20 protein-coding genes are annotated in these 22,833 nt (G+C 48.6%); 11 read left to right on the forward strand and 9 right to left on the reverse strand.

Annotation, left to right across the window (positions count from 1 at the left end; genetic code table 11):
- Positions 1–3: 3 nt before the first annotated feature.
- Positions 4–2,856 (forward strand): bifunctional [glutamate--ammonia ligase]-adenylyl-L-tyrosine phosphorylase/[glutamate--ammonia-ligase] adenylyltransferase, encoded by a 2,853-nt coding sequence (gene glnE, locus AB8599_RS01955; RefSeq protein ID WP_407332140.1) that lies wholly within the window; start codon positions 4–6, stop codon positions 2,854–2,856.
- Between the two features lie 165 nt (positions 2,857–3,021).
- Here glnE and lpxL read toward each other — a convergent pair whose 3' ends face one another.
- Positions 3,022–3,951 (reverse strand): LpxL/LpxP family Kdo(2)-lipid IV(A) lauroyl/palmitoleoyl acyltransferase, encoded by a 930-nt coding sequence (lpxL, locus tag AB8599_RS01960; RefSeq protein ID WP_407332141.1) that lies wholly within the window; start codon positions 3,949–3,951, stop codon positions 3,022–3,024.
- Positions 3,952–4,126: 175 nt separating this feature from the next.
- Between lpxL and hldE the strand changes: the two genes are divergently transcribed.
- A complete protein-coding gene (gene hldE, locus AB8599_RS01965; RefSeq protein WP_407332142.1) occupies positions 4,127–5,557 on the forward strand; it encodes a bifunctional D-glycero-beta-D-manno-heptose-7-phosphate kinase/D-glycero-beta-D-manno-heptose 1-phosphate adenylyltransferase HldE in 1,431 nt (476 codons plus the stop codon).
- 109 nt (positions 5,558–5,666) lie between these two features.
- Here the strand turns inward: hldE and tolC are convergent, their stop codons facing one another.
- Complete coding sequence (gene tolC / locus AB8599_RS01970) at positions 5,667–6,989, reverse strand: outer membrane channel protein TolC (protein WP_407332143.1); 1,323 nt, start codon at positions 6,987–6,989, stop codon at positions 5,667–5,669.
- Between the two features lie 242 nt (positions 6,990–7,231).
- Between tolC and nudF the strand changes: the two genes are divergently transcribed.
- The 8 genes from nudF (at position 7,232) to idi (ending at position 15,671) form a co-directional block, all read left to right on the forward strand.
- The gene (nudF, locus tag AB8599_RS01975; RefSeq protein ID WP_407332144.1) at positions 7,232–7,864 is read left to right on the forward strand and encodes an ADP-ribose diphosphatase; all 633 of its coding nucleotides are present in this window, start codon (positions 7,232–7,234) and stop codon (positions 7,862–7,864) included.
- 34 nt (positions 7,865–7,898) lie between these two features.
- Entirely contained in the window at positions 7,899–8,327 is a 429-nt protein-coding gene (locus tag AB8599_RS01980) for a DUF1249 family protein (protein WP_407332145.1), read from the forward strand.
- Between the two features lie 30 nt (positions 8,328–8,357).
- A complete protein-coding gene (cpdA, locus tag AB8599_RS01985) occupies positions 8,358–9,203 on the forward strand; it encodes a 3',5'-cyclic-AMP phosphodiesterase (protein ID WP_407332146.1) in 846 nt (281 codons plus the stop codon).
- 3 nt (positions 9,204–9,206) lie between these two features.
- Positions 9,207–9,785, forward strand: a complete 579-nt coding sequence (gene yqiA, locus AB8599_RS01990; protein WP_407332147.1) for an esterase YqiA — start codon at positions 9,207–9,209, stop codon at positions 9,783–9,785.
- A 96-nt stretch (positions 9,786–9,881) separates the two neighbouring features.
- Positions 9,882–11,774: a DNA topoisomerase IV subunit B gene (parE, locus tag AB8599_RS01995; protein ID WP_407332148.1), complete on the forward strand. Its 1,893-nt coding sequence runs from the start codon at positions 9,882–9,884 to the stop codon at positions 11,772–11,774.
- A 26-nt stretch (positions 11,775–11,800) separates the two neighbouring features.
- Entirely contained in the window at positions 11,801–14,080 is a 2,280-nt protein-coding gene (parC, locus tag AB8599_RS02000) for a DNA topoisomerase IV subunit A (RefSeq protein WP_407332149.1), read from the forward strand.
- 219 nt (positions 14,081–14,299) lie between these two features.
- Positions 14,300–15,028 carry a 1-acylglycerol-3-phosphate O-acyltransferase gene (locus AB8599_RS02005; protein ID WP_407332150.1) on the forward strand — a complete coding sequence of 243 codons (729 nt, stop codon included), beginning with the start codon at positions 14,300–14,302 and terminating at the stop codon, positions 15,026–15,028.
- Between the two features lie 100 nt (positions 15,029–15,128).
- Complete coding sequence (gene idi, locus AB8599_RS02010; RefSeq protein WP_407332151.1) at positions 15,129–15,671, forward strand: isopentenyl-diphosphate Delta-isomerase; 543 nt, start codon at positions 15,129–15,131, stop codon at positions 15,669–15,671.
- 83 nt (positions 15,672–15,754) lie between these two features.
- Here idi and AB8599_RS02015 read toward each other — a convergent pair whose 3' ends face one another.
- From AB8599_RS02015 to AB8599_RS02040, 6 genes are all read right to left on the reverse strand, one after another.
- Entirely contained in the window at positions 15,755–16,144 is a 390-nt protein-coding gene (locus AB8599_RS02015) for a RidA family protein (protein WP_407332152.1), read from the reverse strand.
- 229 nt (positions 16,145–16,373) lie between these two features.
- The gene (pyrI, locus tag AB8599_RS02020; RefSeq protein WP_407332153.1) at positions 16,374–16,841 is read right to left on the reverse strand and encodes an aspartate carbamoyltransferase regulatory subunit; all 468 of its coding nucleotides are present in this window, start codon (positions 16,839–16,841) and stop codon (positions 16,374–16,376) included.
- Between the two features lie 16 nt (positions 16,842–16,857).
- The gene (gene pyrB / locus AB8599_RS02025; protein WP_407332154.1) at positions 16,858–17,787 is read right to left on the reverse strand and encodes an aspartate carbamoyltransferase; all 930 of its coding nucleotides are present in this window, start codon (positions 17,785–17,787) and stop codon (positions 16,858–16,860) included.
- Between the two features lie 441 nt (positions 17,788–18,228).
- A complete protein-coding gene (gene argF, locus AB8599_RS02030; protein WP_407332155.1) occupies positions 18,229–19,233 on the reverse strand; it encodes an ornithine carbamoyltransferase in 1,005 nt (334 codons plus the stop codon).
- 307 nt (positions 19,234–19,540) lie between these two features.
- Positions 19,541–20,761 (reverse strand): arginine deiminase, encoded by a 1,221-nt coding sequence (gene arcA / locus AB8599_RS02035; protein ID WP_407332156.1) that lies wholly within the window; start codon positions 20,759–20,761, stop codon positions 19,541–19,543.
- 388 nt (positions 20,762–21,149) lie between these two features.
- Positions 21,150–21,305, reverse strand: coding sequence for a hypothetical protein (locus AB8599_RS02040; protein WP_407332157.1), 156 nt, complete (start codon positions 21,303–21,305; stop codon positions 21,150–21,152).
- Between the two features lie 41 nt (positions 21,306–21,346).
- Here AB8599_RS02040 and rraB point away from each other — a divergent pair, with 41 nt between their 5' ends.
- A complete protein-coding gene (rraB, locus tag AB8599_RS02045; protein WP_407332158.1) occupies positions 21,347–21,754 on the forward strand; it encodes a ribonuclease E inhibitor RraB in 408 nt (135 codons plus the stop codon).
- 89 nt (positions 21,755–21,843) lie between these two features.
- Here the strand turns inward: rraB and AB8599_RS02050 are convergent, their stop codons facing one another.
- Positions 21,844–22,752: a GNAT family N-acetyltransferase gene (locus tag AB8599_RS02050; RefSeq protein WP_407332159.1), complete on the reverse strand. Its 909-nt coding sequence runs from the start codon at positions 22,750–22,752 to the stop codon at positions 21,844–21,846.
- Positions 22,753–22,833 lie beyond the last annotated feature (81 nt).

A 22,833-nucleotide genomic window follows, 5' to 3' on the forward strand; every position in this document is an offset into this window, starting at 1 on the left:
CAGATGTCTTTGCCCAAGGAACTGGAAACTTGCGCGGCTCGCAGGTTAGAAGCACTTGTTGAACAACAGCCGGAGAATCTTGCCAATTGGCAGGGTGAGTCGAGAGAAACGTTGACGCGAACGTTGGCATTGAGTGATTTCATTGCAGAATCCATTCTTCACGATGACACTTTGTTACCTTGGCTCAAGGACAACTTGTCGTCAGGTCTGCGCGCGCCGCAGTATCGAAAGCGATTAAAAGAGAAGCTCGATAGCCAGCAAGACGAAAACGGCTTGATGCGTGAGTTACGCCGTTTTCGCCGACAGGAAATGACGTGGCTGGCATGGCATGATTTCAATGACACCATGACGCTAGACGACAGCCTTTCCCATCTGTCTAAGTTGGCGGAGGCGCTGATCATGGAGGCTTACGGTTGGCTGTATCGTCATTGTTGCACGGAATGGGGTACGCCTTGTGACGCAGAAGGAAACCCGCAACCTATGCTGGTGCTGGGGATGGGGAAACTCGGTGGCGGTGAACTCAATTTCTCGTCCGATATTGATCTGATTTTCACTTATCCAGAGAACGGTGAAACTCAAGGTGCACGTCGCAGCATTGCTAACGCCCAATTCTTTACGCGCCTTGGTCAGCGTCTGATCAAAGCGCTCGATCAACAAACCTATGATGGCTTTTGCTACCGCGTTGATATGCGGTTACGTCCTTTTGGCGACAGTGGCCCCTTGGTGATGAGCTTTGCTGCACTGGAAGATTACTATCAAGAGCAGGGACGTGAATGGGAACGTTACGCGATGATCAAAGCCCGCGTGATGGGCAAAGAGCAGTTTGATTGTTATCAGACGCTTCGCCAAATGCTACGCCCGTTTGTGTTCCGTCGTTATATCGATTTCAGTGCTATCCAATCTTTACGCCGCATGAAGGCGATGATCCGCAGTGAAGTTCGCCGTCGTGGCCTCACCAATAACATCAAGCTCGGCGCGGGCGGTATTCGTGAAATCGAATTTATTGCCCAATCTTTCCAACTAATACGCGGTGGTCGAGATCCTATTCTTCGTCGCCGTGGTCTGTTCTTTACCCTTTATGCCATTCGTGAGCTTGGTTTACTGCCAGAAGCGGAAGTGGACACGCTAGAGGCGTCTTATCGCTATCTGCGTCGTGTTGAAAACCTTTTGCAGGCTATTGATGACAAGCAAACACAGACGTTGCCAGACAACCCCCTCGATCAACTGCGTCTTGCGACGGCGATGGGGCAAAGCAACTGGGGCGATCTTGCTGCTGCGATCAGTCAGCATATGCTGGGTGTTCATCAGGTCTTTGACGATCTTATTGGGGATGAAGAAGACAATGGCGAAGACAAGATCGACGCGGATTTTGGTGAGATCTGGGATGCGGCACGTGATCCTGAATTAGTGGAAAAGATCTTAACCGATATGTCCGCAGCCAACACGGCGGAGAAAGCACAAGCTTTGCTGCGCTTTAAAGAAGAATTGGCCAAGCGTACCTTGGGGCCGCGCGGTCGTGAAGTGATGAACCGCCTGATGCCTGTGGTGTTAAGCAATATTGTTTGCCGTGAAAACAGCTTGGCAGTTTTGGAACGCGTGTTGAAGCTTCTGGTGAGCATTGCTACCCGCACCACTTACCTTGAGCTTTTGGATGAGCATCATGGCGCGATCACTCAGTTGGTGCGTTTGTGCAGTGCCAGTCGCATGGTGGCGGAGCAGTTGGCGACCTACCCAATATTGCTCGATGAGCTATTGGATCTTCAGCATCTTTATAATCCCACGCCGATCGATCAATACCGAAATGAGTTATTTGATTTCCTTGCCCGTATCCCTGAAGAGGATATGGAGCAGCAGATGGAGATGATCCGTCAATACAAACAAGCTCAGTTGTTACGCATAGCAGCGGCGGATATTGCTGATGTATTGCCTGTGATGAAAGTGAGTGATCATCTGACGTATTTGGCTGAAGCCATTGTCGAGGCCGTGGTCAATCAGGCGTGGTATCAAATGGCGGAAAAATACGGCCAGCCGAAGCATTTACTTGAACGCGATGGCCGAGGTTTTGCTGTCGTTGGGTACGGTAAGGTTGGCGGTATTGAACTCGGTTATGGCTCGGATCTGGACGTGGTATTTTTGCACGACTGCCCAGACAATGTGTACACCGATGGGCCGAAAGAGATCGATGGTCGCCAGTTTTATCTGCGTCTCGCTCAACGTATTGTGCACTTGTTCTCAACGCGCACCGCGTCAGGTGTTTTGTATGAGATTGATACCCGTCTTCGTCCCTCTGGTGCGTCAGGCATGCTGGTAACCACTCTTGAATCATTTCAGGAATATCAGAACACAGAAGCGTGGACGTGGGAGCATCAAGCCTTGGTGCGCACACGCATGATTTATGGTGATGCGGCGCTCTCTCAAGGTTTTGCCAAAGTGCGCAAGCAGGTACTCACCCAATCGCGTGATATTGAGACATTAAGAAAAGAGGTGGCTGACATGCGTGTAAAAATGCGCGACCACCTTGGCAGCAAAGAAAGCGGAAAATTTCATATCAAACAAGATCCTGGCGGGATCACGGATATTGAATTTATGACGCAGTTTTTGGTGCTTGCCCACAGTCATGACGAACCTGCGCTAACGCGCTGGAGTGACAATGTGCGTATTCTCGAAGACATGGCGCAAGCGGGAATTCTAGACCCTGCACAGGCGCTTGCTCTGCGTGATGCATATGTTGCTATGCGAGATGAAATTCATCGTCTCAACTTGCTTGATGCGTCTGTGGAAGTGGACGACAGAGCATTCATGGCAGAGCGTGAAGCGGTGAAATCGGCTTGGGATGCGTGGATGGAACCTGTATAAAACAGGTCCTAGGAAACGAAGGTCCTAGGGCCTGGGGAGAGCAAGCGCTTTGCGTCGTCGCAGCGAATCTAAAAGCCTTGCAGGACCCAGGACCCAGGACCCAGGACCCAGGACCCAGGACCCAGGACCCAGGACCCAGGACCCAGGACCCAGGACCCAGGACCCCTAATCGTAGAGCGAAGGCTCACCGTCAGGTCGGCTTTTAAAGCGGCGGTGTAACCACATGTATTGCTCTGGCGCACGCATGATTGAGCGTTCGACAAATTTGTTCATGTAAATCGCGGCGGCTTCTTCATCATCGTAAGGGAATGCCTCCAATGGTGGATCGAGCGTCAGCGTATAGCCCGTACCTTCACGATCTCGCGTGATGGTAAATGTCATCACTTTTGCTTTGCCTGCAGAGGCTAGCAAGTGCGTGCCTGTCGTGGTGCAGGCTTTCTCAACGGCAAAAAAGGGCGCCCACGCATAGCGATGGCGACCATAGTCATGATCAGGCGCATACCAAAGCAGTGAGCCTTTACGAAGCACTTTGACCATGCGTTTGACATCGCGACGGTCAATTGCACCATTATCTCTAGTGCGGCCTCGGTATTGGAACCAATCGTACACGGGGTTGGTGTTGGGACGATAAACGCCATAGCCAGAGGTGTGGGTACCAAATGCACGCGCGCCTAGCTCAAGATTAAATGAATGAACAGCAACAACCAGAACACCTTGCTTGCTGGCTTTAATTTCCTCAAGTTGCTCAAACCCGACGTATTTCATGTGTTTTTTAATACGCCAGTCAGGCCAGAACCATGCCATGCAGGTTTCAAATAGCGCGAGCCCCATGTGCTGAAAATTTTCTCTCAGCAGGGTATTGCGTTCACCGCCTGTCATTTCTGGGAAGCAAAGTTGAAGGTTGCGATCGGCAATTTTGCGACGACTTTTAAACAGCTTCATCACCAGCAGGCCAATGTTTCTGCCCAAGAAACGCTGTACACGGTAGGGAAGCCAACTGATAAGAAACATCAAGCCAACCCCAATCCACGTATGCAGATATTTGGGATGCAAATAAGACCATTGGAATGTTGGTGCGTCGTGTGTTCGACTCATGGCGATTACGTGTTTCCTGACTCAGTCGATAAACAGAAGAATCGCATTGTAACCTTAACTCTGACCAAGATGCATGTTTCAGTGTGTTAGAGAGAACGTAGAGGGGCCTAATCGGCTGTTGCTTTGTGGGCTTTATGGTACTATCGCCGACGTTCCTATGTCCGTGGAGAAAACAATGAAACTCACTTTGCCTGACTATCAGCAAGCCGACGTTCTGGTTGTTGGTGATGTAATGCTAGACCGTTACTGGTATGGCCCAACGGGACGTATCTCGCCAGAGGCGCCTGTGCCTGTGGTGAAAATCAACCAAACCGAAGAACGTCCAGGCGGCGCAGCGAACGTGGCAATGAACATTGCAGCGCTCGGTGGCAAAGCAAGACTGATTGGCCTTGTTGGTCAGGACGAACAAGCACAGGTGCTGAATGACACCCTGAGCTCTTTGAAAGTGGATTGTCATTTCGTTGGTTTGGCGGATTACCCAACCATTACGAAACTGCGCGTGATGAGCCGCAACCAGCAGCTTATTCGTTTGGACTTCGAAGAGAGCTTCCACAATGTGGATGTGCAGCCGATTTTAGATCGCATTGAAGCGGCGTTGCCTCACACCAAAGCCATGATCCTTTCTGACTACGCCAAAGGCGCGTTGGAAAATGTGCAGCCGATGATTCAATTGGCACGTAAAGCGGGTATTCCTACGCTGGTGGATCCAAAAGGGGCTGACTTTGAGCGTTACCGCGGTGCGACACTGCTAACGCCAAACATGAGCGAGTTTGAAACCGTCGTGGGGGCGTGCCTCTGTGAAGACGACATCATCGAAAAAGGCTTAGAACTTATCCGTAAGTTCGAGTTTGATGCACTGCTTGTTACACGCAGCGAACACGGCATGATGCTGTTGCAAGAAGGCCACGAACCTCTAAGCCTGCCGACACTGGCAAAAGAAGTGTATGACGTGACCGGTGCGGGCGATACTGTGATTTCTGTGTTGGCGTCGTCACTTGCTGCCGGAAAATCACTGGCAGATGCGTGTGCGCTTGCAAATGCCGCGGCAGGTGTTGTTGTTGGTAAGCTGGGTACGTCGACACTGTCGACCATTGAATTGACTGAAGCGGTACACGGTAGCCACCAGTCTGGCTATGGCGTAGTGACTGAGAATCAATTGATTACAGCAGTTCAAGTGGCGAAAGCGCGCGGTGAGAAAGTCGTGATGACCAATGGTTGTTTTGACATTTTGCATGCAGGTCATGTTGCCTACTTAAACGAAGCAGCAAAATTGGGTGATCGCCTGATTGTGGCAGTCAACACGGATGAGTCTGTACGTGCGCTTAAAGGCCCAGGTCGCCCGGTTAACCCAACAGATCGCCGTATGGCGGTGCTGGCGGGCTTGAGCGCGGTAGATTGGGTGGTTCCGTTTGGCGAAGAGACGCCACAGCGATTGATCAGTGAAGTATTGCCAAGTTTGCTGGTAAAAGGCGGCGACTATAAGCCTGAAGAAATTGCAGGCGGTGAAGAAGTGATTGCGGCTGGCGGTGAAGTGCTGGTGCTGAACTTTGAAGATGGTTGCTCAACCACAGAAATCATCAATTCGATTTTAAGTGGCCATAACTGATCGCATTTTATCTTCAACATTGAGTGTTTATGATTCAATGTTCAAGCGAAAGAAAAGGCACCGCATTGCGGTGCCTTTTTTGATTCTTAGGTTTGGTTACTCAGCGAAATTATTTCTTTGGTGGGATCAGGCCGCTGTTCACTTCAACCAGATCATTTTCGCTTAGCGTACCGACCGCTTGACGCAGTTGCAGCACACTCACGATGTAGTTGTAACGTGCATCGGACAGGTTGCGGTTTGCGTCGTACAGACGGCGAGTTGCATCCAGTACATCAACGATAGTACGTGTACCCACTTCGAAGCCTGCTTCTGTTGCTTCCAGCGCCGATTTTTGGGAAATCACGGTTTGCTCATACGCACGCAATGCACCAATGCTGGCATTAATGTTGTTATAAAATGCGCGAACATCTTTCACTGTGGTGCGGTAAGTGCCTTCTAGTTGCTCAGAAGCGGCAACATAGTTGTATTGCGCTTCTTTTACACCAGCACTGATCGTGCCGCCAGAATACAGCGGCATCGCAAAGTTAATGCCGCCAGACAATTGGTTGTTGCCGCTCACATCACGTGAAGGGTTGGTTTTGTTGTCTTGATCGGTGTAGCCGTATCCCGCAACCAGTGTTAGGGATGGCATATGCCCCGATTCCGCCAAACTGATACGCTCTTTCGCAGCATCACGAGAAATACGTTGTGCCAGCAAGCTGAGGTTGGTCTCTTCTGCTTGCTTAACCAGTGCTTCAGGCGTTTGATTTGGACGCGTTGCTGAGAAAGATTTGGTGTTCAGGATATTCAACGATTCATGACGCTGCCCTGTAATTTCACGCAGCGCTTCGTAGCTGTTACTCACCGAGTTCTCAGACAAGATTTCTTGTGCCAGTACCGAGTCATACTGTGCTTGTGCGTCATGAACATCGGTAATGGCCGACAGACCCACCTCAAAGCGTTGCTTGGTTTGTTCAAGTTGACGACCTACGGCCGCTTTTTCTGCACGGACAAATGTTAAATCGTCAATGGCGCGCAGCACATTGAAGTACGCTTCCGAAACGCGAAGAATAAGACCTTGTTGCTGAACCGCATACACAGCGTCAGCTTGACGCGCAGTAATTTCAGCGATGTCTAGATTGATCCAGCTATTTTGGTCAAACAATTCTTGGCTCAAATCTACACCCGCAGTTAACGTGTTGGTGTCATTGATCAGCGCATCTTTGCTGTTACGGGCGAGGTTGTAACCTGCACTCAAGTTGATTTGAGGCAGTAGTACACCACGTTGCGTGTCAACTGCCGCAAACGCAGCATCGCGAGTCGCTGCAGATTGCAGCAATTGCGGGTCGCTTTGTTTGGCTTGTTCATATACTTGAATCAGATCATCTGCGCTAGCCAGGGGGGCCGTGGTGCCTAGCGCCATCCCGATGAAATAGGGGAGCAATTTTTTCATAAAGGTTATCCCTGAACTCTGTTCATTTTTATAAATTGCCGAAGGGCATTCGGCCTAGTGTAAACCATGCTTGCTGACTTGGAACTGACAATATGAGGGTTTCTTAAGAAAAGTTGGTTGTAAAAACACCTAAACCTTGACGCTATTCAAATATTTCTGCAATCCATACCAAAAAAGTGAAGGTTTCTGATTGCGGGTAGATATTTATGAGACTTATCATTTGCATCCCGTTTGGAGGCTATATGGGACAAAACGTGCCACAGCAAACGCAACCTAACCAATTTGGCGTCAATGACGTTCATATTGATAACACTGACATTGTCTATAATGGTTACTTTAAGATGGTGAAATATCGCTTTCGTCATCGCCTGTTTGCAGGTGGCTGGAGTGAAACCATTGAACGTGAACTGTTTGAACGCGGACATGCAGTGGCGATGCTCCCTTACGACCCTGTGAGTGACATGGTGGTATTGGTTGAGCAAATTCGCATTGGTGCGATGGCGGCGAGCCCATCACCTTGGCAGTTAGAAATCGTCGCGGGCATTATCGATAAAGATGAAACGCCAGAAGCGGTTGCCGTGCGCGAGGCAGAGGAAGAAGCCGGGCTCAACGTGAAAGAGTTGCTACCTATGACCAGCTATTTGTCTAGCTCTGGTGGTTGCTCGGAACGTATTCACCTGTACTTGGGCATTGTTGATGCCAGTGATGCGAAAGGCATACATGGCTTGCCTGAAGAAGGGGAAGATATATTGGTTCATCTTGTACCGCGCACAACAGCGATGCAGTGGATGGAAGACGGTAAGATTGAAAACGCAGCATCAATCATTGCGTTGCAATGGTTGGCTCTAAATCTCAAGAGGTGGCGAGCAGATTGAGTCACGACTCGTCTGATCGTAAGCGGGAAGTGATATGTTGAGACGAGGGTATCAAGTCGATTTAAGTGCCTTGATGCGAATGTATGAAACGAACTACGCAAAGCTGCTCAGACTGATGCCACGTCAGGATGATGTCGGGGAATTTTGTGTATATGACATTCAAGGCAATGAGTTTCAACTAGACATTGTTGAATCAACTCGTTATACCACGTTGCTCGATATCTGGCAGCGCGGGGAAATTCCTCAATATTTGAGACCTCGGCTCACGGTTCGTATGTATCACGATGCACGTGTCGCTGAAGTGTGTACAAGCCAGCAGATTTCTCGGATTCAGCCGCGTTATGATTACCCGAACCCTCGAATGCACCAGCGGGACGAAAAGCACCAGATTAATGCATTTCTTTCAGATTGGTTGGCGCATTGCTTGCGAAACGGAATGACAAAACAAAACATTATTTATTAGTTTGACGCGTTATTATGACCACGCGTATTTATGATCAGGATTTTCAAGACGTTGCGGACTTGCCATCTAACTAGCCAACACAGCCAGACCGTCCGGTTGTTGCAAATTACAGATACTCACCTTTTCGCAGATCCTTATGGCTGTTTGCTAGGGGTGAATACGGCTGCGAGCTATAAGGCCGTGGTGGCGGATATCCGGTCCCAAAATATTGAATTTGATGCGATTATTGCAACGGGTGATTTGTCGCAAGACCATACCGAAGAGTCTTATCAACGCTTCGTGGAAGGCATCGCCCATTGGTCACAACCTTGCTATTGGTTGCCGGGTAATCATGACTATCAGCCTGAAATGCAAAAAGCACTGACGCAATCGACTTTGGTACGCTGCGATCAGGTATTGATAGGGGATGATTGGCAGCTGGTGATGTTGGACAGTCAGGTGAAAGGTGTTCCTCATGGTCGTTTGTCGACTGAACAGTTGATACTGTTAGAGCAAGCCCTAGAGATAAATCCTTCTCGCCACACATTGGTGTTGCTTCACCACCACCCTTTGCCTGCGGGTAGCGCATGGCTGGATCAGCATCAACTTCATAACCAAGATGATTTTTGGACGCTGGTGGAAAAGTACAATAACGTGAAAGGCGTGGTATGTGGTCATATCCATCAGGCGTTAGATACGCAATTTAAAGGTTGCCGAGTGATGGCTGCGCCTTCAACGTGTATTCAGTTTCTGCCCGATTCTGATGATTTTGCGCTCGATTCAACTAACCCTGGCTGGCGTGAAATTTCGTTGCATCAAGATGGCACGATTGCCTCGAAAATTGGCCGCATTAAAGGCGCACACTTTCAGCCCGATATGAATTCGTCAGGTTACTGATTCATGTCTTCATTACTGCTTTATATCCATGGCTTTAATAGCTCGCCGTTGTCGGCAAAAGCGCAGCAAATGAAAGCCTGGTGTGAGGTCAATCGCCCAGACATAAAGCTGGAAGTTCCCCGCCTTGCCTGTTACCCTTCCGGCGCTGCAGCTCAGCTAGAGCAGATTGTTGAGCAATATAAAGGTGACTATTGTATCGGTTTGGTCGGTAGTTCTCTTGGTGGTTATCTATCTACCTGGCTCAATGAAAAATATGGCATTCGCGCCGTTTTGGTTAACCCTGCGGTGAAGCCTTATATGTTGCTGGCAGACTATCTTGGCCCGCAACAAAACCCGTATACCGGGGAGCAATATTTGCTAGAGCCTCATCATATGGATGAGCTTAAAGCGCTTGAGACAGAATCCATAACACATCCCAATTCGATTTGGCTGTTACAGCAGGAAGGCGATGAGGTGCTTGATTACAGGCAAGCCGTCTCCAAGTATCAGGGGTGTAAGCAAACTGTTGAAGCGGGCGGAGATCACGCTTTCGTCGGCTTTGATAGATATCCCGCTGAGATTATTCAATTCTTAGGACTGTGACTGTAACTCACAGAATGATCGCGTCAGCTGTGTCATTATTTGACAAGCTAGCGAACCTTCACAGACCATGTGACAAAATTTAGAAACCAATCATCTATGACAGATCAAGTTTATAACGCTGGATCCATTGAAGTTCTCAATGGTCTTGAGCCGGTACGTCGTCGTCCCGGTATGTATACAGACACGACTCGCCCCAATCACCTCGGTCAAGAAGTCATCGATAACAGTGTCGATGAGGCGTTGGCGGGACATGCTCGCAAAGTGGAAGTTATTCTTCACGCTGATCAATCACTTGAAGTGATTGATGACGGACGAGGGATGCCTGTTGATATCCACCCTGAAGAAGGGGTATCGGGCGTCGAGCTGATCATGTGTAAATTGCACGCTGGTGGTAAGTTCTCGAACAATAACTACCAATTCAGTGGTGGTTTGCACGGCGTGGGTATATCCGTGGTGAATGCGCTGTCAAAGCGTGTCGAAGTCTCTGTCAAACGCGATGGTCAGGTGTATGACATTGCCTTCGAAAATGGCGATAAAGTCCAAGAGCTTACCGTAACAGGCACTTGTGGTCGTCGCGCCAAAGGTACTCGCGTCCACTTCTGGCCAGATACCTCTTACTTTGATTCGCCGAAATTTTCTGTTTCTCGTCTAAAAAGTAACCTCAAAGCAAAAGCGGTGCTTTGCCCTGGGCTTGAGATTGTCTTTACCGATAAAAACACTAATGAAACTATTCGATGGTGTTACGAGACGGGCCTGAAAGACTACCTCGTTGAAGGTGTGAAGGGCTATGAATTGCTACCGGCAGACCCCTTTACTGGCGATTTTAGTGCCCCGCATGAAGCGGCTGATTGGGCGGTTATTTGGCTGCCGGAAGGCGGCGAACTGATAACAGAGAGCTATGTAAACCTGATTCCTACCGCGCAAGGCGGTACACACGTTAATGGTCTGCGCCAAGGTTTGCTGGATGCGATGCGTGAGTTCTGTGAATTCCGTAACTTGCTGCCTCGTGGTGTGAAACTGACTGCTGACGATATCTGGGAGCGCTGTGCCTATGTGCTGTCGGTTAAAATGCAGGATCCTCAGTTTGCCGGTCAAACCAAAGAACGTTTGTCGTCGCGTCAATGTGCTGCGTTTGTTTCTGGTGTGGTGAAAGACTCATTCAGCCTGTGGCTCAATGAACGCCCACAACTGGCGGAGCAACTCGCTGAAGTGTGTATTGCGAACGCACACAAGCGTATGCGTGCGGCGAAGAAAGTGGTGCGTAAGAAGGTGGCTTCTGGCCCAGCACTGCCGGGTAAGCTGACAGATTGCTCAATGCAAGATTTGGCGCGTACTGAATTGTTCCTTGTCGAAGGTGACTCGGCAGGTGGCTCGGCGAAGCAAGCCCGTGATCGCGAATTTCAGGCTATCATGCCGCTGCGCGGTAAGATCCTAAATACGTGGGAGGTGTCTGCTGACCAAGTGTTGGCGTCGCAAGAAGTTCACGATATTTCCGTTGCTTTGGGCATTGACCCAGACAGTGAAGATTTAAGCGGCCTGCGTTACGGCAAAGTGTGTATCCTCGCGGATGCGGACTCAGATGGACTTCACATCGCGACTTTGCTGTGTGCGTTGTTTGTTAAGCATTTCCATGCGCTAGTAAAAGCTGGTCACGTGTACGTGGCCATGCCGCCTTTGTATCGTATCGACTGTGGCAAAGAAGTGTTCTATGCCCTTGATGACGGAGAGAAGACTGGCATCTTAGAAAGCTTAAGTAAGAAGCGCGCAAAAATAGATGTTCAGCGATTTAAAGGTCTGGGTGAAATGAACCCACTGCAGCTTCGAGAAACCACTATGGATCCTAATACACGTCGCTTGGTGCAGCTCACTATTGACGATCAAGAAGAAACGGATCGCATGATGGACATGTTGCTCGGTAAGAAACGTGCAGAAGACCGTCGCCATTGGCTGCAAGAAAAAGGCGATAAGGCCGAGCTGGCAGACATTTAATTTGATTTTATGATCGGACGTTTTCAATGACTGATATCACTTATGACGGTGTTGAGCAGCTTCCTCTTAGGAAGTTCACTGAGGATGCATACCTCAACTACTCAATGTACGTCATCATGGACCGAGCACTGCCATTTATTGGTGACGGTCTCAAGCCGGTACAGCGCCGCATTATCTATGCAATGTCGGAACTGGGCCTGTCGGCGACTGCAAAATATAAGAAATCCGCCCGTACTGTGGGTGACGTGTTAGGTAAGTACCACCCACACGGTGATTCGGCGTGTTATGAAGCCATGGTTTTGATGGCTCAACCTTTCTCCTACCGCTATCCCTTGGTTGATGGTCAAGGTAACTGGGGTGCGCCGGACGATCCAAAATCCTTTGCAGCAATGCGTTACACAGAATCGCGCTTGTCTCGATTCTCTGAAATATTGTTGAGCGAAATCAGTCAAGGCACTGTGGATTGGCAGCCGAACTTCGATGGCACCATGAAAGAGCCGAAAACCATGCCTGCTCGCCTGCCGCACATTCTGCTGAATGGCGTGACGGGTATCGCAGTGGGTATGGCGACAGATATTCCGCCGCACAATGCTCGTGAAGTAGCGAATGCGTTAGTGGCATTGATTGACTCGCCGCAGCTTGATTTAGACGGCCTTTTGGAACATGTGAAAGGGCCTGATTATCCAACGGAAGCGGAAATTATTACGCCGCACGTTGAGCTGAAAAAACTGTATCGCAGTGGTAAAGGCTCTATCAGAATGCGTGCTGTTTGGCACAAAGAAAATGGCGATATCGTCATTTCGGCGTTACCTCATCAGGTGTCTGGTGCAAAATTGCTGGAGCAAATTGCCAACCAAATGCGCGCGAAGAAACTGCCGATGGTGGAAGATCTTCGTGATGAGTCTGATCATGAGAACCCAACACGTATCGTGATCGTGCCACGCTCGAACCGTGTTGATTGTGATCAGCTGATGAATCACCTGTTTGCGTCGACCGATCTTGAGCGCAGCTACCGTGCAAACATGAATATGATTGGCCTTGATGGTCGCCCTCAGGTGAAAGGCCTGCTGCATATTCTGACCGAGTGGTTGGTGTTCCGACGCGAAACCGTTCGTCGTCGTCTGCAATTCCGTTTAGACAAAGTATTGGCTCGCCTACACATCCTTGATGGTTTGTTGGCCGCGTATCTCAACATTGATGAAGTGATTGAGATCATCCGCACCGAAGATGAGCCGAAAAAAGAGCTAATGCAGCGCTTTGAGCTCAGCGAGAAACAAGCGGAAGCCATTCTTGAAATCAAACTTCGCCAGTTAGCCAAACTGGAAGAGATCAAAATCCGTGGTGAGCAAGACGAGCTAAACAAAGAACGTGAGCACTTAGAAAAACTGCTCGGTTCTGAACGTCGTATGAACACCCTGATGAAAAAAGAAATCATGGCCGATGCTGAAAAGTACGGTGATGATCGTCGCTCGCCATTGGTTGAGCGCGAAGAAGCAAAGGCGATGACAGAGCGTGATCTGATCCCAAGCGAACCGATCACCGTGGTGCTGTCAGACAAAGGCTGGATCCGTCATGCTAAAGGGCATGAGGTGGATGCAACGACATTAAGTTATAAATCTGGCGATAGCTTCCTTGCTGCTGCCAAGGGTAAGAGTAGTCAGCCTGCGGTCTTCATCGGTACGGATGGTCGAAGCTATGCGCTTGAATCGCACAGCTTGCCGTCTGCACGTAGCCAAGGTGAGCCGATTACCGGCCGCCTGAATATCACGGCAGGCACTACCGTTCGTCATGTATTGATGGGCGAGAATGAAGATCTGATGCTGATGGCGTCAGACGCAGGCTATGGCTTCGTGTGCAAACATGATGATCTGTTGTCGAAGAATCGCAGTGGTAAGGCTTTACTCAGCCTGCCTCAAGCTGCTGAAGTGATGCCGCCACAAAAAGTCGGCGATCTCGACCATGATGACATTCTGGCGATCACTAACGAAGGCCGTATGCTGGTTTTCCCTGTGAAAGAGTTGCCACAATTGGGCAAAGGTAAAGGGAATAAGATCATTAATATTCCTGCTGCTCGCGCCAAAGCACGTGAAGAGCTTCTTGCTCAGCTGTACGTGATTCCACATGGTGCCACCGTGACCTTGCATGCCGGCAAGCGTAAACTTTCGCTTAAACCGTCGGATATTGATAATTTCCGAGGAGAACGTGGGCGACGTGGGGCGATGTTACCGCGTGGGTTACAACGTGTGACCGCGATAGAAATTGGCTCGCCAAATGCTGCGGAGCCATCTGAAGCACCGGAAGCATAGTCTCAAAATGTGAATTGAAACCCTCCTTTCGGAGGGTTTTTTATCAGCGAAGTGACGTTTTATCGTTCGACAGATGAATTTTGCCGATGGATACGTATACTAGTCGCGATTGAGTTTTAGCGAACACCTGTACGCTGTAATGCCAGCCTTGATTTCGGCATTGCTCACAGGGATGTTTTTCCTACCCCACAAGCGGGTGTTAGGCATTAGGAGAGAAGAATGTACTTTATACTGCGACTGTTGGCTGTTGCCTTGTTTGCGATTGTCATATTTATTTTCGGTTGTGGTTACTGCCTGCTAAGTCCAAGAAACCCTGAGAATGTTTATACGATTGGCCGCTGGTTTGGCAAGCTTTCAAGCCTGTTCGGAATCAAACTGGACTTGCGTGAGACTGATGCATCGAAAGAAGTGGGCACCTGCGTGTATATTGCTAACCACCAGAGCAACTGGGATTTGGTTACTGTCTCTAACGCTGTGCGCCCAAGAGCCGTCACTGTGGGTAAAAAAAGCCTGACGTATATTCCGATTTTTGGTCTGATTTACTGGCTAACCGGTAACATTTTGATTGATCGTAATAATCGCAGTAAAGCGATGGGCACGATTGGTCAGGTGGTTGATCAAATTAAAGAAAATAACGTTTCGGTTTGGTTGTTCCCAGAAGGTACGCGCTCACGTGGTCGTGGTTTACTGCCGTTCAAAACGGGTGCGTTTCACGCCGCCATTGCGGCAGGTGTGCCGATTGTTCCTATCGTGTGTAGCTCAACCCGCGACCTTCGCGCATCACGCGGAAACAATGGCCATGTGATTGTGGAAGTGATGGACCCTATCTCTACCGAAGGGTTAACCAAAGATCAGGTGCGCGAATTGGCAACGCGTTGCCATGATGTAATGGCTGAAAAATTGGCGCAACTTGACGCAGAAGTGGCTGATTTGAACAAGAAGTCATAAACTTCCGTTCAAGACAAAAAAGTTGAACAAAAGGATACGCTAATGCGTATCCTTTTGTGTTTATAACGCCAACGTATTTGTGAGAGTAGTTAAAACAGGTATGCGGAAAGATCTGGTGGTTTTGGTAACAGAAAGCGGCGAGCCGATTGGGCTGGCTGACAAAATGGCGGCGCATCAGCAAGGTCTGCTGCATTTGGCTTTTTCTGTGATGATCTATCGTGAAACGGCTGTGGGTCGCGAATATTTGCTGCAGCAACGTGCTCAGAGCAAATATCACAGTGGCGGCTTATGGACTAACACCTGCTGTTCACACCCTATGCAGGGCGAGGCTTTTGATGTTGCGGCTGCACGTCGTCTTCATGAGGAGCTGGGTATTGTTGCGCCGTTGACGTTTCAAATGGGAACAACTTTTTGCTATCGCGCGGAGCTCGACAACAATCTGACGGAACATGAGCTGGACCAAATTATTGCGTGTGAAGCGGATAATGTTGCGTTGGTGCCAAATCCGGATGAAGTGATGGATTGGCGCTGGTGGCCTGAACAGGAAATGTGTGATGCCATGCGAACGACGCCTGAGCGGTTTACAGCATGGTTTTCTTTGGTCGTTGGTCACATTGAAAAACAGCTAACAGCGCAAGCATAGACACTGTGCGACAGACAAATAAAAAGCGGCGTGAATACGCCGCTTTTCTCGTTCTATCGCTGTCTATTGTGAGAGCAGTCGAATTACTTACGTACCGCGATCGCTTCGATTTCGATACCGACATCTTTTGGTAGACGAGCCACTTCCACACAAGAACGTGCTGGGTAGTGTTCTACGTTATGCTCATCAAAGAACTTACCGTAAACCTCGTTCACTGTGCCGAAATCGTTAAGATCTTTAACGAACACGGTCATTTTCACGATATCGCCCACTTTCAGGCCTGATGACTCAACAACCGCTTTCACGTTTTCCAGTGACTGACGCGCTTGGGCAGCAATATCAGGAGAGACTTCACCGGTAACTGGGTTAACAGGGATCTGGCCAGAGGTCAGTACCATGTTGCCAAGATCAACGCCTTGAATGTATGGGCCGATTGCAGCTGGCGCGTGTTCAGTGTGAAGCACTTTAGTCATTTACCTATCCTTAATTAAACATTTGGTACGGAAACAGGGTAGGCGCCTAGTCTGCATCTTGGCAGCGGCTAGGTAAACCTGCTTAATCACATTTTAGGTGTGTTGTACGCATCAAGCACAAGAAAAAGCCGACGATTAACGTCGGCCTGAGTCCTTGCTTCATCTGGACTGCGGATTGATGTCACCATGTTAACGGCGTTGGTTAAGGCCTGGTTAACGGAAGGTGCTATCAGTGATTCTCTGTCATGATTTCTCGTGAGAACACCTTCTCGCAGTATTTGCATTTGAGGTGAATGTCATCGGCTTTGTTGATGACATTAAAGCTACTTTCCACGGCGTTCTCGTCGTGCGTGATGCAGTTGGTGTTCGGGCAGCGGAATACGCCAAGAATCGTTTGAGGAAGCGTGAGCGGAAGCTTAGCCACCACTTCATAATTTTCAATTTGATTGACGGTGGCGTGTGGTGCGTACAATGCCAATTGCTGCGCTTGTTCTTCGCTCACGAAAATATTTTCAATCTTGATAATGTCTTTGGCACCCAACGCGGAAGAAGGCAAGTTCAGACCAACCGTGACACGTTCATTAGTCTTATGCAGCTTGAACAGTTTCATCACTTTAAAGCCGACATTGGCAGGAATGTGGTCGATCACTGTGCCGTTTTTGATAGCTTCAACCTGAAGTTTGTTTTGTTTTACCATGACCTTTGCTCCTGCCTTAAATCTCTTCGTTCATAACCAGTGCGAGTAGTGCCTGGCGCGCATACACCCCATTTTCCGCCTGTTGGAAGTAATAGGCATATGGGGTTTTATCAACGGCGACAGTGATCTCATCCACACGTGGCAGCGGATGAAGCACTTTGAGATTCTCACGTGCATGTTCTAGTGCTGGCGTGTCGAGAATGAACGCGGCTTTGATATGCGCATATTCAGATTCGTCAAAACGCTCTTTTTGAACCCGGGTCATATAAAGAATATCCAGTTCTGGCACCACATCTTCAATGCTGCTGTGCAAGCTGTAAGGGATTCCCGTTTCATCTAACTCTTCCAGAATGTAATCAGGCATCGCCAATGCGTCTGGTGCAATGAAGTAGAAGCGATTGTTGTCGAACTTGGAGAGTGCTTGCGTCAGAGAGTGAACAGTACGACCGTATTTCAGATCACCCACCATGGCAATGCTCAGGTTATCTAAGCGACCTTGTGTTTCAAAAATACTGAACAGATCGAGCAGTGTCTGCGTCGGGTGTTGGTTTGCGCCATCACCGCCGTTAATCACAGGTACGCCTTTTGAAAACTCTGAGGCGAGACGTGCTGCACCTTCTTTAGGGTGACGCATAACAAATGCATCCACATACGAAGAAATGACCTGCACCGAATCAGACAGGGTTTCCCCTTTCTTGCCTGATGATGTGTTGCCTGCATCAGGGAAGCCAATCACGGTACCACCGAGACGTTGAACCGCTGTTTCAAACGACAAACGAGTGCGAGTTGAGGCCTCAAAGAAACAACTGGCTACCACTTTGTTTTTCAGTAAGGTCGGGTTTGGCTCGGCTTTCAGTTTGCCGGCGGTGTCGACGATCAGTTCCAATTCTTCGCGGGACAACTCCGGGATGGAGATGATGTGTTTGTTGTACAGCGAGGTCGCCATGTCTTTTCTTCCCTCTGTGGTTGCACATCATGCGCTGTGTTTCGTGTAAAACCAGAGCGTGGTGGCTATCGGTAGTAAATTTTGGTCAAAAAAAAGCCTCCCGATCAGGAGGCTTTTTTTATCAATACATGAAAAACGAAATAGGATGACATTGCCATGTTAGGGCACTCATTAGCAGTCGATTGTGTCGCTAAGTAGGTCATTCCGATTCATTTTTCTGACAAATTGCGGAGAATTATACGCCCATTTTTTGAGGGTGCAAGAACAGTAGAGTAAACCTCACAGGAACCGCGACTATCAAGCCTTGCTTAATCGCACGTGGTATTTGGGTTATTCGATCACGCTGAATATGAAAGGAGTGGTACTTAAAACAAACAGGGTGTTTGTTGATAAAGGGAAAAAAACCGCTGCATCATACAGCGGTAATCAGGGGGAGAGTGATTAGCTACCTAGTGTGGCGACTAAGACCGCTTTAATGGTGTGCATGCGGTTTTCAGCTTCATCAAACACGATGGAGTAATCAGACTCAAACACATCTTCGGTGACTTCGAGGCCGTTCATACCGTATTTTTCAGCCACTTCAGCACCAATGGTGGTTTCGTCATTGTGCAAAGCGGGTAGACAATGCATAAACTTAACATGCGGGTTGCCCGTGGCTTTGATGACATCCATATTGACCTGATATGGCTTCATCAGCGCCACACGCTCATCCCATGCTTCTTTTGATTCGCCCATCGATACCCAAACGTCGGTATATAGGAAATCACAACCTTGTACACCTTCTTCAACGTTTTCGGTCAAGGTGATCTGAGCGCCCGTTTCTTTGGCGATGGATTGGCATTGTTCAACCAGCGCATCTTCTGGCCAGAATTGCTTTGGCGCAACTAAGCGAATATCCATGCCCATTTTTGCTGCGCCTACCATGAGAGAATTTCCCATGTTGTTGCGCGCATCACCCAGATAGGCGAATTTGATTTCTTGCAGTTGTTTGCCGCGTCCATGCTCTTGCATGGTAAGAAAGTCGGCAAGGATTTGTGTGGGGTGGAATTCATCCGTTAGGCCATTCCAAACAGGAACACCTGCATACTGACCCAATTCTTCGACTATCTCTTGTCCGAAACCCCGATATTGGATGCCGTCGTACATTCTACCCAACACGCGTGCGGTGTCTTTCATCGATTCTTTATGGCCAATCTGCGAGCCTGAAGGACCCAGATAGGAGACTTGTGCACCTTGATCAAAAGCAGCCACTTCGAATGCACAGCGAGTGCGCGTGGAGGCTTTTTCAAAGATCAATGCGATGTTCTTGCCCTTTAAGCGAGGTTGTTCGTAGCCATTGTATTTGGCTTTTTTGAGCTCGGCAGACAAAGAAAGCAGATGCTCAATCTCGCGAGGCGTGAAATCTAATAGCTTGAGAAAATTCCGGTGGCGAAGATTAAAAGCCATAATGAGTTCCCTTCAAAATCTCGTGTACAACTGAATAGCAGAATCATGGTCCACTATGATAATAATCACGATTTTCACTTATATGTGAGTAAGAATGCAACCCCTGTGAATAAATAATTATTTATTGCGGATCGATATTCGTTAAAAATACTCAGGACGACGAAATCGAAAGCGAAATGAACCACGAAATGAACGACGAAAGAAAACAAAGCAACGGGGAAGAATCGGTGTTGAGTCATGCTCCCAAAAAAGTAGGCCACCTTACGGCAGCCATTGTCGATTAAGGAGAGTGGGAGAGTTCGAGGTGTTACAGCCCATCGCGTTCAATCGGGCAGCTCATGCAACGCGCGCCACCGCGTCCACGTCCAAGCTGATCGCCGGGAATAGGCAGTACCTTGATGCCTGCTTTATCATACTTTTCATTCGTATAGACGTTACCCTCATAGCCGATGACGACGCCTGGACGCACGGTAAGGACGTTGTTTGCGTCATTCCACTGCTCGCGCTCAGCTTCGAAACTATCACCACCTGTGGTGATGATATTGAGCTGTGGGATAGCGAGTGCTTTCTCAATCGCATGCAGAAAGTAGTCAGCTTCCTTGACCTTAACATCGCCATTGCCTTGGTCGATCAGTCGCCAAGATTGTAAGTCTTTACGCATCACCTGGGGGTAGACTGAGAAGGTGTCAATATCCATGTGAGTCATGACGGTGTCTAAGTGCATGCAAGAGCGGTGCTTGGGCAGGTTAATAGCAATCACTTCTTTGGCTTGTCCGTTTTTGAACAAGCTTTTGGCTAACGCTTCAACACCTTGTGGTGTGGTGCGCTCAGACATACCAACCAGCACTGCGCCATTACCGATAACCAGTACGTCTCCGCCTTCAACCATGGCATTGTCATAGTCGCGCTGTTCTTCACCCAGATAAGTAAGAAAATCATTGCCTGCAAAAATTGGGTGCCAGCGGTAAATCGCACGAAGATGATTCGTTTCGCGCTGACGGGCTGGTTTCGCCATTGGGTTGAGTGATACGCCGCCATAGATCCAGCAAGACGTATCACGAGTAAATAAGTGATTCGGCAGCGGGTCGATAATGAAATCTGTGCGCTCATGCATTGCCTGCATCATTGAAGAAGACTGACGTGGGAAGTCGATATAGCTCAGACCGCCCAAAAGAATATGCGCTAGCTCTTCATGACTTAATTCAGTCAGATAAGCGCGAACGTCTCCTGCAAATTGATAGCCCAAGCGGTATTCGCCAACCTGCACATCTAATAGCCAATTCTTTGCTTCGGGTATGGTTAAGGTCTCTGCCAGCAGATCGTGCAGCAGCAAGACTTCTACGTTTTGGTCTCGCAATGTTTGCGCAAATTGATCGTGCTCTTCTCCTGCGCGCTCGACGGCTAATACATCATCAAACAACAGATCTTTGTAATTTGAAGGAGTGAGGTGGTTGAGGGCTCGCTCGGGCCTGTGTAGCAGGACTCGTTTCAATTGACCGACTTCAGAACCCACATATAACTGACTCATGATCGTTTCTCTCTTGAATTATTATTAGTCTTGTCACATGGAGAATTTCGCGAATAAAAGTCACTAAGCCAAGGCTGATTGGGTGATTTTGTATCGTGATTATGTTGTCCAAAATGACAAGAATATTGGGAGATTAATCGACAGAATTCTGTAACAGGGGCGTTTGCTAGCAAGGACGCCTGAATACATGTCGTAAATCCATTTATCTCAACAATGGCGCTTTGGTTGGATGAGCCGACATTGTGCGATGCTCGACGTCGATTCCCCCATTAAGCGCTCGTGTTGTATCGTGCTTATCTATGCGATAAAAATGCACACTATTCCATAAATCAGGGGTTTCTTGGCGCAAGATGAGGTGAAACATCGGGATATCCAGCATCTTGTATTGTTATTCCCCTGTTCTCAAATAATGACAACCTTGTTGGTCAAGGTCAATTTTACTTTTAATTAACAAGAGTTCGATATCATCATTCGTGCGGAAAAGAGCCTTTAAAGGTGTCTTTGGTTTACCATCAATTGGACGTGGCAAACCAAGCCAATCCATGCGATAGTGCCTCGGTTATTATTTCAGTCTGGAGTTATCCGATGTCTTATGCTGACATTATTGAAGAACAAAAAGCGGAAACCCGCGAAATCATTGCTGCGCTGCTAGAAGATGGTAGCGATCCAGATGCGCTTTACACCATTGAGCACCATCTGTCTGCTGACAGTTTTGCTGAGCTGGAAGGTGCTGCGGTTGAAGCGTTCAAATTAGGTTTTGAAGTGCTAGACGCGGAAGAGTTGGAACTGGAAGATGGCTCGACGGTTATTTGCTTTGACGCGGTAATGGAATCTGCCCTTGATGCTGAGCGTATCGATGAGCAAGTTGAGAAACTGGCGGCATTGGCTGAAAAACACAAAATCGATTACGACGGCTGGGGCACTTACTTTGAGTCTGATGAAGAAGACGACGAAGAAGAAGGTGACTTGGAAGAAGCAGACGACGAGAAGTAATCGTGACGCTGCTTAAGAAAATGAGAAAGCCGGATTCGTCCGGCTTTTTTGTGCGTGCTGATCATTGATTGGAGATTCTCACTACCAACTTAAAAAGTTTTCAGCATAACGACTTCACAATCGCCATGGCCAGTTATCCCCATTGGCTTATCAAGACGTTTAAAACCAAGAGATTCATAAAGATGAATGGCTTCTTTTAAACAAGCGGTGGTTTCGAGGTAACAGCCGGTGTAGCCTTTTTCACGCGCAAACTTCATTGCCATGGCTGCCAAGCGTCGAGCAAAACCTTTGCCACGCAACTCGGGGCGAAAATACATTTTCTGAAGTTCACACAGTGAATCTTCACCCATTAATGGTGCAATCCCGCCACCGCCCAATATTTTCCCTTTGTGCTCAATGACCCAAAATGCGGCATTGTCAGCCTGATAGCATTCACTTAAGGAATCCAGTGTTGGGTCAGCCACACTGTAGCCTTTGTCTTCGGTCAAACCGTATTCCGCAGACACTTTGCGTATCACGGCGGCAATAGCAGCATTATCAGCCGGTTCTAGCGTGCGCAGGGTGTACCCTTTTTGATGTGCACTTTGTTCCATTGCGCGATTATAGCGATGCAGAGAGCGAGACAGGCTTTCGATCTCATCGAGATCTAATTGCTCAAGGTATAAAGCGATTTCTTGGTTAATGCCGACATGATGTTGCTCAAGCCGTTTGCGTCCAAGTTCGGTCAGTAGATAGTGTGGCTTGGCACTTCGGCCATCGACCTGATAGGCGACAGTGTCGTGATTGATCAAGATAGCCAGCGTACGGTTGGCGTTGATCACGTCTATGTTGAGTCGTGTTGCCAATTCTTCCGCGCTCAATGCACCTTGCTCAAGCTCGATCAATACATGGCATTGAACGGTTGTCAGACCTGCAGTGCCATAAATATTGTCTAATAGTCCGCGGTGTCTGAGTAGCTGGCGGACTAACGATCTGATTTCTATCGGGCCTGAGGGCATAGTGTCTCCATTGGCTTTCTGATGCCTTGCGCAAATTGGCAAGCGCGTTCCTCTATACAGAGTAAGGCATTCGTATTTTTA

The sequence above is a fragment of the Enterovibrio litoreus genome (assembly GCF_045679545.1).
Lineage (GTDB): Bacteria > Pseudomonadota > Gammaproteobacteria > Enterobacterales > Vibrionaceae > Enterovibrio.

Excerpts from the sequence above, each read along its gene's own strand:
- glnE (WP_407332140.1), top strand. The coding sequence starts at position 4 with ATGTCTTTGCCCAAGGAACTGGAAACTTGCGCGGCTCGCAGGTTAGAA.
- lpxL (WP_407332141.1), bottom strand. The coding sequence starts at position 3,951 with ATGAGTCGAACACACGACGCACCAACATTCCAATGGTCTTATTTGCAT.
- hldE (WP_407332142.1), top strand. The coding sequence starts at position 4,127 with ATGAAACTCACTTTGCCTGACTATCAGCAAGCCGACGTTCTGGTTGTT.
- tolC (WP_407332143.1), bottom strand. The coding sequence starts at position 6,989 with ATGAAAAAATTGCTCCCCTATTTCATCGGGATGGCGCTAGGCACCACG.
- nudF (WP_407332144.1), top strand. The coding sequence starts at position 7,232 with ATGGGACAAAACGTGCCACAGCAAACGCAACCTAACCAATTTGGCGTC.
- AB8599_RS01980 (WP_407332145.1), top strand. The coding sequence starts at position 7,899 with ATGTTGAGACGAGGGTATCAAGTCGATTTAAGTGCCTTGATGCGAATG.
- cpdA (WP_407332146.1), top strand. The coding sequence starts at position 8,358 with ATGATCAGGATTTTCAAGACGTTGCGGACTTGCCATCTAACTAGCCAA.
- yqiA (WP_407332147.1), top strand. The coding sequence starts at position 9,207 with ATGTCTTCATTACTGCTTTATATCCATGGCTTTAATAGCTCGCCGTTG.
- parE (WP_407332148.1), top strand. The coding sequence starts at position 9,882 with ATGACAGATCAAGTTTATAACGCTGGATCCATTGAAGTTCTCAATGGT.
- parC (WP_407332149.1), top strand. The coding sequence starts at position 11,801 with ATGACTGATATCACTTATGACGGTGTTGAGCAGCTTCCTCTTAGGAAG.
- AB8599_RS02005 (WP_407332150.1), top strand. The coding sequence starts at position 14,300 with ATGTACTTTATACTGCGACTGTTGGCTGTTGCCTTGTTTGCGATTGTC.
- idi (WP_407332151.1), top strand. The coding sequence starts at position 15,129 with ATGCGGAAAGATCTGGTGGTTTTGGTAACAGAAAGCGGCGAGCCGATT.
- AB8599_RS02015 (WP_407332152.1), bottom strand. The coding sequence starts at position 16,144 with ATGACTAAAGTGCTTCACACTGAACACGCGCCAGCTGCAATCGGCCCA.
- pyrI (WP_407332153.1), bottom strand. The coding sequence starts at position 16,841 with ATGGTAAAACAAAACAAACTTCAGGTTGAAGCTATCAAAAACGGCACA.
- pyrB (WP_407332154.1), bottom strand. The coding sequence starts at position 17,787 with ATGGCGACCTCGCTGTACAACAAACACATCATCTCCATCCCGGAGTTG.
- argF (WP_407332155.1), bottom strand. The coding sequence starts at position 19,233 with ATGGCTTTTAATCTTCGCCACCGGAATTTTCTCAAGCTATTAGATTTC.
- arcA (WP_407332156.1), bottom strand. The coding sequence starts at position 20,761 with ATGAGTCAGTTATATGTGGGTTCTGAAGTCGGTCAATTGAAACGAGTC.
- AB8599_RS02040 (WP_407332157.1), bottom strand. The coding sequence starts at position 21,305 with ATGGATTGGCTTGGTTTGCCACGTCCAATTGATGGTAAACCAAAGACA.
- rraB (WP_407332158.1), top strand. The coding sequence starts at position 21,347 with ATGTCTTATGCTGACATTATTGAAGAACAAAAAGCGGAAACCCGCGAA.
- AB8599_RS02050 (WP_407332159.1), bottom strand. The coding sequence starts at position 22,752 with ATGCCCTCAGGCCCGATAGAAATCAGATCGTTAGTCCGCCAGCTACTC.